Source organism: Oceanospirillum sp., from assembly GCF_982874595.1.
The window spans coordinates 1-11,771 of the sequence record NZ_CEYNZH010000075.1; the positions used below are offsets into that span (position 1 = coordinate 1).

General features: G+C 51.9%; 11 protein-coding genes. 3 read left to right on the forward strand and 8 right to left on the reverse strand.

The features are described 5' to 3' along the window. The 4 genes from tyrS to AC4GL5_RS17580 all read right to left on the reverse strand — a co-directional run. Nucleotides 1-1,262 (reverse strand): tyrosine--tRNA ligase (gene tyrS / locus AC4GL5_RS17565; protein WP_490384103.1); only part of this gene is annotated, 1,262 nt, incomplete at its 3' end. Between the two features lie 224 nt (nt 1,263-1,486). Continuing rightward, nucleotides 1,487-2,236, reverse strand: coding sequence for an ABC transporter ATP-binding protein (locus tag AC4GL5_RS17570; protein WP_490384104.1), 750 nt, complete (start codon nt 2,234-2,236; stop codon nt 1,487-1,489). Beyond that, nucleotides 2,236-3,270: a FecCD family ABC transporter permease gene (locus AC4GL5_RS17575; RefSeq protein ID WP_490384105.1), complete on the reverse strand. Its 1,035-nt coding sequence runs from the start codon at nt 3,268-3,270 to the stop codon at nt 2,236-2,238. Before AC4GL5_RS17575 ends, AC4GL5_RS17570 begins: the two co-directional genes overlap by 1 nt. A 6-nt stretch (nt 3,271-3,276) precedes the next feature. After that, a complete protein-coding gene (locus AC4GL5_RS17580; protein WP_490384106.1) occupies nt 3,277-4,329 on the reverse strand; it encodes an ABC transporter substrate-binding protein in 1,053 nt (350 codons plus the stop codon). A gap of 179 nt (nt 4,330-4,508) precedes the next feature. Between AC4GL5_RS17580 and AC4GL5_RS17585 the strand changes: the two genes are divergently transcribed. Next, on the forward strand, nt 4,509-5,414 hold the full coding sequence (locus AC4GL5_RS17585; RefSeq protein WP_490384107.1) for a LysR family transcriptional regulator: 906 nt from the start codon (nt 4,509-4,511) through the stop codon (nt 5,412-5,414). Nucleotides 5,415-5,444: 30 nt separating this feature from the next. Here AC4GL5_RS17585 and AC4GL5_RS17590 read toward each other — a convergent pair whose 3' ends face one another. The 4 genes from AC4GL5_RS17590 to AC4GL5_RS17605 are packed head-to-tail and all read right to left on the reverse strand — an operon-like array spanning nt 5,445 to nt 8,735. Then, complete coding sequence (locus tag AC4GL5_RS17590) at nt 5,445-6,260, reverse strand: helix-turn-helix transcriptional regulator (RefSeq protein WP_490384108.1); 816 nt, start codon at nt 6,258-6,260, stop codon at nt 5,445-5,447. Nucleotides 6,261-6,295: 35 nt separating this feature from the next. Continuing rightward, a complete protein-coding gene (locus tag AC4GL5_RS17595; RefSeq protein ID WP_490384109.1) occupies nt 6,296-6,712 on the reverse strand; it encodes a DOPA 4,5-dioxygenase family protein in 417 nt (138 codons plus the stop codon). Then, nucleotides 6,713-7,324 carry a LysE family translocator gene (locus AC4GL5_RS17600; protein ID WP_490384110.1) on the reverse strand — a complete coding sequence of 204 codons (612 nt, stop codon included), beginning with the start codon at nt 7,322-7,324 and terminating at the stop codon, nt 6,713-6,715. A gap of 34 nt (nt 7,325-7,358) precedes the next feature. Beyond that, nucleotides 7,359-8,735, reverse strand: a complete 1,377-nt coding sequence (locus tag AC4GL5_RS17605; protein ID WP_490384111.1) for a Fic family protein — start codon at nt 8,733-8,735, stop codon at nt 7,359-7,361. Nucleotides 8,736-8,998: 263 nt separating this feature from the next. Here AC4GL5_RS17605 and AC4GL5_RS17610 point away from each other — a divergent pair, with 263 nt between their 5' ends. Both AC4GL5_RS17610 and AC4GL5_RS17615 read left to right on the forward strand, forming a co-directional pair. After that, complete coding sequence (locus AC4GL5_RS17610; RefSeq protein ID WP_490384112.1) at nt 8,999-11,305, forward strand: YgiQ family radical SAM protein; 2,307 nt, start codon at nt 8,999-9,001, stop codon at nt 11,303-11,305. A 343-nt stretch (nt 11,306-11,648) separates the two neighbouring features. Next, on the forward strand, nt 11,649-11,771 hold a 123-nt coding region (locus AC4GL5_RS17615), incomplete at its 3' end, for a DUF2834 domain-containing protein (protein ID WP_490384113.1).

Sequence of the window (11,771 nt, forward strand, 5' to 3'; positions counted from 1 at the left end):
ATCAGCCAGGAGCGGTCAAACAGGGCAAAATGCTGACTTAGCGCTTCATCCGGCTGATTATTTGCAGTATCGACAGCCACCTGCTCGCCATTAAGACGAATGGCACCCGCTTTCAGCTGCTCACGAGCCTTGCTTCTGGATGGCGCTAACGCAGTATCCACCAATACCTGCGCCAGCTCAGCGGTTGGATTAACGGTAAAACAGGGCAGACCATCCAGCTCTAACTGTTGCAGTTCGGCTTCACTCAGCTGAGCAATTCCGGCCGTTTCCTGATCGCCCTTACCGGCAAACAGTGCCGCTGTAATGCGTTTGGCGCTACTTAAACCCGCCTCACCATGGACAAAACCGGTTATCGCTTCCGCCAGAATACGCTGCGCCTCTGGCTTACGGCCGGATTCCTGATCGGCTTTACGGATCGCTTCAATCTCATCCACCGACAGAAAGGTGTAGTACGCCAGCATGTTGTAAACATCGGCATCAGCGGTATTGAGCCAGAACTGGTAAAAGCTGTAGGGCGAGGTTTTGGCCGCGTCCAGCCAGACCGTGCCGGTCTCGGTTTTACCAAACTTAGTGCCATCGCTTTTGGTAATCAAAGGCAGGGTCAGGCCATCCACTTTCGCCTGATTCAGTCGGCGGGTCAGGTCGATACCGCTGACAATATTGCCCCACTGATCATTCCCACCAATTTGCAAAGTCACGCCGTGGTGCTTATTCAGCTGCACAAAGTCGTAGGATTGCAGCAGGGTATAGCTGAACTCGGTGAAGGAGATGCCCACATCCGGCCGGTCGAGACGCTGTTTCACTGACTCGCGGCGCATCATCTCATTCACCGAGAAGTGTTTGCCCACATCCCGGAAAAACTCAACGATATTCATACCCCAGAACCAGTCTTTGTTATTCACCATTTTCAGCGCCTCTCCATTCAGATGCGGCTGCATCAGGCGGGTGATCTGGGAACTGAGCTGAGCGGCAAATTCATCCACCCTGTCAATACTGTTCAGGCTGCGTTCGGTGGCTTTAAAGCTGGGGTCACCGATGGCACCGGTTGCCCCACCCACCAGAGCGATCACCTTGTGACCGGCATCATAAAAGCGCTTCAACATCAGAAGCGGTACCAGATGCCCGATATGAAGGCTGCCGGCAGTAGGGTCAAAACCGCAGTAGACGGTTTGCGGCTGCTGCAGAAAGGTTTTCAGTTCATCGGCGTTGGAGGTTTGCGCGATCAGACCGCGCCGATTCAGGTCATCAAATAGAGAGGTCATGGGGTGCCCTAACGGTTTTTCGTTGCTGCGGTTAAAAGTGACATTAAAGAAACAACAGCTTAAAGAAGTGGGCGGCAAAGCCGCATATCCCTATAGGGACAGATAAAGCAAAAACGACTTGCAACGTTAAAAGCCCCTGCAGGCGTCTACGAGACCCCGCTGCAGGAGCGGCTTATGCCGGAGTCCTCAGGTCCAGACTAACCGGCAGTCTTAACAGATAAGGCTTAATAGAAGTGTAAAACCGGGCGATCCAGCGCTTCATCCTGTAATAATCGACTGTTCACACCAAAAACACGTTGGATATTGTCGGATGTTAATACCGCTTCAGGCGCGCCAATTGCCGCTAAGCAGCCGGATTCCATCATCAGCAAACGGTCGCACTGAGCAGCCTGATTCAGATCATGCAGGGCAACAATTATGGTGATATCCAAGGTATCAATCAGCTTTAATATTGCCAGTTGATTCTGAATATCCAGATGATTGGTTGGTTCATCCAGTATCAGGATCTGCGGCTGCTGAGCCAAAGCCCTTGCCAGATGAACCCTCTGACGTTCACCTCCCGATAAAGTTTGCCAGATACGATCAGAAAGATGAGCAACGTTAAGCGCTTGCATCGCTGCATCCACAATCTGATCATCATGCTCTGTCCAGGGGTTTAACAGAGAGATCCAGGGGGTTCGCCCCAGTTCGACGGCATCTCGTACTTTAATCCGGTCGTGTGTTTCAGACTGCTGAGCAACAAAAGCGATCCGTCGGGCAATGTCCTCCCTGGCCATTCTGTGAACGGGCTTTTGCTCTAATAGCACCTGACCTTCATTAGGTTCGGTGATACCTGCCAGAAGTCGAATCAAGGTCGACTTCCCGGACCCATTTGGACCGATCAGCCCTAAGACCTCTCCCGACGCGACGTCAAATGAAAGAGGGTTTATCAGACGTTTGCCTCGCACCTGAAATCCGGCTCCATGAACTGACATCATGCGTTCCGTCCCCCCCGAATCAGAATAACGGCAAAAGCGGGCGCACCAATAAGCGCTGTTACCACACCAATTGGCAGTACCTGCCCACTGATCACAATGCGGGAAAGCACATCAGACAGCACCAGAAACACAGCCCCCAAAACAGCCGCCGCAGGAATAAGCTTATAGTGTCGAATTCCAACAAGATAGCGGGCGGCATGAGGAATAACCAGCCCCACAAAACCGATTGCCCCCACCATAGAAACCATCACAGCTGTCAGCATGGCAGTGATAAAAATCAGTATCAGGCGAACCTTCACAACTGGAATCCCCAGAGATTGGGCAGACTCAGCACCAAAAGTAAAAGCGTCCAGTGCCCGGGCATAATAGAGCGCAACGAGCAACCCAATCAGAGAAACAGGAACAGCCAGCCAGGCATCTTGCCAGCGTACTCCACTAAGGTTCCCCAACAACCAGAACATGATCCCACGGGCAGCCTCTGCATTAGCGGATTTGGTAATCATAAGGGCAGAGATCGCATGAAACAGCTGAGCCCCCGCAATCCCGGCCAGAATTATCTGGCCGGTCATCCGAGACAACAGCATCACCAGAGCAAAAGAGAGTAAAGCACCGATAAACGCTCCAAACGACATCGACAAAGCACCGGCACCCACGCCTAAAATGGCTACAGCAACAGCCCCTGCAGAAGCACCCGCAGATATGCCCAGGATATAGGGATCAACCAGCACATTTCGCAGCAGAGACTGCAGCACCACGCCACTTATTGCCAATGCAGAACCACAACAAACCGCTATAACTGCACGGCTAAGTCGGTATTCCCAAAGAATCCCTGCATCAATAGCGTCAACAACATAGCTGGCCCCAAGCAGCTGATTCGCCAGCGTCTTTGATACCACGGATAAGGGTATCGGACTCTCCCCCACACTCAGGGCCAACAAAACAACCGCCAACAAAAGTGCCAACGTTGCAAAAACGGCAGAATAAACTCCGGACAGCTTAAAGCTGCCGGGGTTACGAACAAACTGAAACATATTCCGTTATCGCTCCGCCACACCCAACCGGGTAACTGCAGCACTCAACGTTTCAAGGCCTTCCACAGCGCGCAGTGTCACATCCATTGCGTGGGCATCCATAACGATGATGTTATTGTTTTTTACCGCGTCCATTTCTCGGGTTACCGGGTCGGAGCGCAGAAACTCCAGTTTTTTCTCCACATCATCGGCTTCGAAACGGCGACGACTCATTTTGGCGACCACAATCATACTCGGGTTTGCTTGCGCAATACTCTCCCAGCCCGCCATGGGCCAGACTTCATCGGATTTGATCACATTTTCAATACCGAGACTCTCCATCATCCAACCCGGTACGCCTTTGCTGCCACCAACCCAGGGATCAACCTCAAGGGCCGCACTGGAAAACCAGAAGACTGCCGAAAGATTCTTCTGTTGATGCTGTTTGACTTGCGCAATGGCTGCAGCCTCCCGCTGACGGATCGTTTCAACCAGCGCTTCTCCCCGCGACTCCACCTTAAATAAAGTAGCGATATCACGAATACTGCGATACAAATTATCCAGCGAGAACATCGCTGAACGCACACCATCAAACCCCTTACTGGAATCCTGATCAATGCACTGGGAAGCCAGAACATAAGTATTTACGCCCAGTTTATGAAACTGCTCCCGCTTACCAACAACACCACTGGGACCAATCGAAAACAGAAAATCTGCCGTCACCAGATCAGGCTTCCTGGACATCACGCCCTCAAAGCTTGGGAAGTTCTCCGCAATGCGCTCAATACCGGCATCAATATCTTTAAATTCTGGTGCAACTTCAGTAAACCAATTCGAAGTCCCTACTACCCGGTCATGCAACCCCAAACTGTAAAGCATCTCGGTCGTAGCTTGCCCAACGGTAACCACGCGCTCCGGTGAATGCTGCAGAGAAAGCTGCTGCCCGCAGTTCTCCAGCGCAATCGCACCTGAGGAGTGGATCGTTCCTGTCGTAGTTGCAGCAATGGCTACCGACGTTCCTGTCAAAAAACCAGTCAAAACAAGCGCCTGACTGAAAACACGCAAACCAAAAGTGGTCATAGCGATCTCCTTGGGACAAATTTAATGGCTATCTGCATAAATTGGAGATGCGATCCTACATGCAATTGATAATAATTATCAATTGAATTAAAATTAAGCTAATATTCCAAAACGGAATACAAAAAGACCCAACCCATAAATGTTCTGTCCGGTATTTTTCGTCAAAACTGAGAAGAGTTATGCGCAATCAATTCAATCTTCGGCAACTTCAGGCGTTTCGGGCCGTTATAAAGCATGGTTCAGCCAGCCGTGCTGCCAACAGTCTTTCCCTGACACAATCTGCAGTCAGCAAACTCATCTCATCCTTTGAAGAGGATATTGCACTTAAGCTTTTTACTCGGGAGTCCGGTCGCCTGAAACCCAAATCAGAAGCCTTGAAACTGTTCGAACAAAGTGACCGCTTGCTTGCAGAGCTTTCCGGGTTAAATCGCAAAATTGATGAACTGAAGCATAAGGAGAGAAAATCACTGACAATTGGCTTGCTGCCAGCCTTGAGTAGTCAGTATTCTGCGTCAGTGTGCAAATACTTTCGTGAGAACAACCCTGATGTGAACATTTCACTTGTCACAGGCAATACACCTGAGATCAAAGAGATGCTGGCCAGTCGGAAACTGGATCTAGGGATTGTATCAACCCCGATTGATCATCCGACCATCAACGCGAAGCCAGTACTAAGCTCTTCTCTGGTAGCCGTTTTACCGCAAGATCATCCCCTGGCGGAACAGAAAACGCTCCATGCAAGAGATCTGGATGGCTTTGACTTTGTCGACTACAACCCTGACGATCAGTGCAGCGCGCTACAAACTAAACTCTTTGAGCAGTTTGGCTCTGCTCCTAACTTCACGATTAACGGAACAACGGCTTCAATGGTCATCAACCTGGTCAGCGCTGGCTTTGGAGTTGGCTTAGTGCATCCAGCCTCTGCACAGTGGCGGAAACAGGAACTTGCCATTCTGCCCTTTCTGCCCGAGACACCTATTTCTTATTATCTCTGCTATGACGAGCAAGCTGAAAACTCAGGTCTGATCCGAAAGTTTGCCGATTGTATAGACAACGTTTATTACAGCGTTTTCAGCAAATGTTGATTACCACCTGAAACCTGGCCTTAACTCATATCAACTAACCAGCAGATGGGTCATAAACAACTGATACAGTTCGCTCAGGGAGCTGACATTCAGTTTACGGTAGATGCTCTTTCGATGATTTTTTACCGTGCCAAGGGCGATCCCTTCCAGCTGAGCGATATCGGCGGAGTCATACCCCTGCACGATTAACAGAGTGATCACCTGCTCTTTCGGGGTCAACAGCGCCTCGCCAAAGGAGTGCATCGCAGCCTGCAGCGCCTGCCGGAACTCACTTTTATCCGCCATAGCGGAGGATTGCAGCAAGCCGGTGTCTGGGTTGTTAACCGCAGTTGGCGCGGTACCCGCCCACTGCTGGCGGATTAGGGCATGCAGAATCGAAGCATCAGCCTGCAGCTCGTTAAACTGCATCCGGTGACGGGTTTCATCCTCCCCTGCCTGTCCGGTAAAGAGCAGAATCCAGCGGTCGTCATCCAGCCGGGTGCAGAGGCACAGCTCATCAAAAACACCGGTTTGCTGACAGAACTCCTGCTGATACCTGGCCTGCAGATAATCCGGTTGATCCAGCCGTCCACGGATCTCCGGCAGAGACAGCACGCTATCCCCATGATCCACCACGGTAAACTGATAAAATGGGTCGGTCAGATAGGCATCGGTGAGATAACGCTGGAACAGGTATTCGCGATTATGGGGAATGGCATCATAGAGATAGATGGGATGCTTGCCGCGACGACAACCCAGAATAATCAGGTGGCTGCAGGGCAGCAGGGTTTGCAGATAATCCGCCAGGGCAGAACTGAACCCCGGAGTACCCAGCGCCTCTATTATCGCCGCCAGTTTTGCTTTCATGTGCCCACCCCATCAACAGGTCACGAAGGAGATTGTCAGAGAAACATCGACAGATCCAGTGTCAGCGGTTGTCCCAGCCAATAGGCATGATCGGTGTGATCCTTCAGGTGATCGCCGGTGACACCGTGTACCAGAATCGAAAGGCCTTTCCTGCCTTCCTGCTCTGTCTTTTCATCACCTGCGGCTAAAAGACGCTGCTGATCCAGCCAGGGAATCAGCTGATCAAAGTCCGTTGTCTTAAAGAGTAGCTGACAACTCCACGCGGAATGGGGGCCAACAGGTTTCTGATGCACCCGTCCCACCTGAACGCCAAACTGCTCACCGGCCTGCTGGCAAAGCTCTGTCGCGAAATCCAGCGTGTCCGCATCAAAGTAAACATGGGCGTGAAACACCTTATGCACGTTGACCGGATAACGGCCAACGCAATCACCGGAAGCATCTGAAACCGACATTCAGGGAACCACCACCCGCACCGCCAGACCGATCAGCACAACACCAGTCAGCTGCTCGATCCGTTTTACATGGCGACGCAGCCAGGCCAGCAGGTGCGCTTGTGAAAACAGCAGCGCAACCAGCGAGTACCAGAGGCCATCAACAATAGACGCGGTCAGCACCATAATCAGCTGAGCCTCTAAGCCCTGATCCGCAGTCACAAACTGAGAGAACAACGCGGTGAAGAACACCGCCAGTTTCGGATTCAGCAGCGAGATAAAAAGACCGGATCGCGCCGCCTGCCAATAGGTTTCTTTCGTGCCGTTTTCCGCCTGAAGCTCAGGAGTCGACGCATACCGCAGAGCATTAAAACCGAGCCATACCAGATAAGCAGCACCGGCCCAGGTCAGTGCCAGATAAACAGTTTCATAACGGCTGACCAGAACCCCAAGCCCCCAAACCGTTGCCGCCGCCCAGGCCGCGACACCTAATGCATGGGCACAACCTGCGGCAATACCGTGACCGCGACCGTTACTCACAGTTTGACGTAACACCACCGCCAGACTCGGCCCCGGTGACATCGCACCCAGCACACAGATCAGAAGCAGAGATAACCAAAGGACTAAAGACATAGGGGCTTCCTTATTGATTGGAGTAAAAAGGGGACTATACAGTTGGTTTTTTCAGACGCATCCGTAAATCACTCGGTGAGACAAAGACCCAACTTTTCCCATATTTACGCTTATTTAGAAGACGCAGGTCGTCAGCCATCGTCAAAAGGTCAGTTCGTGCGGTCTGATAACTGATAGCATGAGAAGTCTTGTGCTTCTGAATGTCATAATGTGCACCCGGATTTTTCAGGGCATGGCGAAGCAGCATGAGCTGACGATGGTTCAGCAAGCCACGAGCTTTGCTGTTGTCGAGCAATTTTTCCGCTTCTTCCAGATCAATTACTTTTCGATTCAGGTATTCATGCAACGCCGCTATCCCTTTACGAATCACCTCTACCTGATGCAGCAGAAAATAGGTCAGATCATTACCATCAGTTTCGGTATGCAGGTAAGCCATGCCATATTTCACCGGAGCTTGCTTGATAATACGGGAGATGGAAACAAACTCCATCAACCAATAACCATGCCTCGCCATAGCCCAATAGAACAAGGCTCGGGCGGTACGCCCATTGCCATCAACAAAGGGATGATCGTATCCAATCATAAAATGCAGAGTAATCGCTTTAATGACGGGATGAATAAAAGCACCATCATCCGATGGCGCATTGGCAAAGTTGCACAGCGCCTGCAAGCGCTGCTCTAATTCTGCAGCGTTTGGCGGTGTATGCAAGGTAACCCCAGTACTATTATCTACCACCTGAATATCGTCACCATCACCCCGCAACCGACCGGCTTTAGCTTCATTATCCAACGTGCCCTCTGTTATCACCTGATGCAGATGCTTAATCATCGATGGAGTCAGATCATCGTCACAAAACTCGCGGATCACCTCCATAGCTCGATAGTTGTTGTAGATCATCCGCTCACTATGATCTGTCGGTGTACGTCCCTGCCTCAGCATCTCCTTAGCGACATTACGAGTGGTGGAAGCACCTTCCAACTGGCTGGAGCTGATCGACTCTTCAATTAGTGAACTGACCAGATAAGTATCCCGGGTGTGCGGATTGGTAATCGGCTGATCCATAGTGATACTGCCAGAGGCATTCTGATCCAGCCAGTGCAGCTCTTTCTGCAGGCTGTCCGGCATACAAAAGGCGAACGGCTTCTGGTATTTATCCTGCAAAGGCACATGACGGGCGATTTTCTGGCGAGCACTTTTTACCGCAAACCAGTAATCCTCGGGGGTAAATCCTTCCGGGGGTTTCAGATGCTTCAACTTTTCCCACGGCAAGTAACGGCCTTTACTGTCAGTAGGTCCGATGGGCGCACTCAGCAACCGGGTGATACGGGCGTGGTCCCCCTGCTCCATCAATTGTTTTAACAGCAGATCCAGCGATGGCGGAGGCTCCGGCAGCTTCATCATGTCTCCCATTACTAATTTCTGAAAAATTAGTAATTAGCTTAACCAAAAGTCGGTCCTTTAGCTATGATTATGCCGCAACATCTCAACCGGGGACTTTTGACAACTTTCCGGTACTCACGCTGTATTCCCGACTGTTTTTCTGGGACAATGCGCGGTTTGCAAAACCCGTCTGCATTTCTCAGGTTTTTTAGATAAAACCAGCCGCAGAAAACCAGACCTGTCACTGAAGCCAACGGGCAATTCACCGCCTGTTGCAGAACCTGATGAGCGCCATGAGCAGTAAACATAAAACCGCCCCCGATCTGTTTTCCTATCCCCTATACTGGGCCGAGTGCTTTGGTACAGCACCCTTTTTGCCGACCACCCGCGAGGAGATGGACGTTCTGGGCTGGGACAGCTGTGATGTGATTATCGTCACCGGTGATGCCTACGTGGATCACCCGAGTTTCGGTATGGCTGTACTGGGTCGTTTGCTGGAATCTCAGGGCTTCCGTGTCGGTATTATCGACCAGCCGGACTGGCGCAACCCGGATGACTTTATGCGTCTGGGCAAACCGAATCTGTATTTCGGTGTTACCGCCGGCAATATGGACTCGCTGATCAACCGCTACACCGCCGACCTGAAAGTGCGTAACGACGACGCCTACACCCCACATGGTGAGGGTGGTAAACGTCCGGATCGTGCGGTGATTGTTTACTCGCAGATGTGTAAACGTGCCTATTCCGATGCCCCGATTGTGATCGGTGGTATCGAAGCCAGCCTGCGCCGTATCGCCCAGTACGATTACTGGAGCAACGAGGTACGCCGTTCGGTACTGATCGACTCCGGTGCGGACATTCTGCTGTACGGTAACGCTGAACGCGCTCTGATCGAGCTAACCCACGAACTGGCGCTGGGCAAAGATCTGTCGGAACTGCTGGATATTCGCGGCACCACTATCGTGCGTGATGCCCCTCCGGGCGGTTTCACCGAAATCGACTCCAGCCGTGTGGACTGGCCGGGCAAGATCGACCAGATTCCAAGCCCTTACGAGTACATCCCGGAAGGCAAGTGTCAGGACGGTGAAGAGGAAGACCCGGATGTGATGCCGATCCGCGTGATTCCGGCACCGCTGAAAGGCAAACACGGTAAGCTGGATGCCGCCAAGACCTACGTGCGCCTGCCCTCTTTTGAGAAAGTGAATAAAGATCCGGTGCTGTACGCCCACGCCTCCCGTGTGCTGCATCTGGAATCCAACCCGCACAACGCCCGCGCACTGATTCAGAAGCACGGCAAGAAAGAGATCTGGGTCAACCCGCCACCGATCCCTCTGGAAACCGAGGAGATGGATAAGGTGTTCGGCTTTAACTACCAGCGTGTGCCGCACCCGAAATATGGCGGTGCCAAGATCCCCGCTTATGAGATGATCCGCTTCTCGATCAATATCATGCGCGGCTGTTTTGGTGGCTGTACCTTCTGCTCCATCACCGAGCACGAAGGCCGCATTATTCAGAGTCGCTCTCAGGAATCGATCATCAACGAGATCGAAGATATCAAAGAGAAGCTGCCTGCCTTTACCGGTCATATCTCTGACCTTGGCGGCCCGACGTCAAATATGTACCACCTGAACTGTAAAGATCCTGAGATTCAGGCCTCCTGCCGTAAGCTCTCCTGCGTGTATCCGGAGATCTGCGTCAACCTGAACACCGATCACAGCCCGACCACTCAGCTGTATCGTCAGGCCCGCGCCGTGGATGGTGTACATACGGTATCCATCGCCTCCGGTCTGCGTTACGACCTCGCGGTAGAAGACCCGGAATACGTCAAAGAGCTGGTGACTCACCACGTTGGCGGTTATCTGAAGATTGCACCGGAGCACTCCGAAATGGGGACTCTGAGCAAAATGATGAAACCGGGCATGGGCACCTATGACAACTTTAAGCGTATGTTCGATAAGTACTCCAAAGAAGCCGGTAAGAAACAGTACCTGATTCCGTACTTTATTGCTGCGCACCCCGGCTCTGAAGATGAGGATATGCTCAATCTGGCGATGTGGCTGAAAACCCACGACTTCCGCCCGGATCAGGTACAGACCTTCTATCCGTCACCGATGTCACTGGCCACCGCCATGTACCACTCGGATAAAAACCCGCTCAAGCAGGTGACCTATAAGAGTGAGAAGCTGTTTACCGCCAAGAGCTACGAACAGCGCCGGGTACAGAAAGGCTTCCTGCGTTATCACGATCCGAAAAACTGGCCTGCCCTGCGTAAAACCCTTCGGGAGATGGGCCGGGCGGATCTGATCGGTGACGGCAAATACAAGCTGGTACCCGGTGAAGACAAAGATCCGGTCAATCCACGCAGCCCACGCAAAGCGCGTCCGGGTCAGCAGACCGGTGCCTCCCACACCACCAACCGCCCGACCCTGAAAAACGGTCAGGTGAAACAGGCCAGCGGTGCGGCAAAACCAGCCGGTAAGAAAAATACCAAGACCTCGGTGAAAAAGGCTGTTGCTTCCGGTAAACCGGCAGGCAAGCCCTTCGCTAAAAAAGGCGGCGGTAAAAAAGCCAAGCAGGTCAGCAGGAAACCAAGCGCCTGATTTTTCAGGTACTTAAAACGAAAAAGGCAGCCACTGGCTGCCTTTTTCGTGTCGAATTCACAGATATTTCTGTTTGGGCGGGATATAATCAGACGACTCGCTCCGATGCTCTGGAGCAGTGAAAGAAATCGTAAGCAGGCTGGGCTATAAAGGACACCTAGTGACCGAGCCCCTCAACACCTCCGTAATTGGATGGACACGCTCCGCTTTGCACCATCCTACGGCTCTGTTTTACCTGCTTAGATAACGACTTTCACAGCCTCAGTCCGTGGGAAGCAGTAACTCACAAATACTCTTTTACTTTAAAAACACTGCACTCTGACCAGACTGGAATGGACACCGAATGAAAAAACTCTACCTGCTACTGACACTTCTGGGTATCGCGCTGCCATATGGGGCTTTTCTGCCCTGGATACTGAATCACGGACTGGATATCCCTCTGCTGTTCGAACAGGCACTTGCGAAT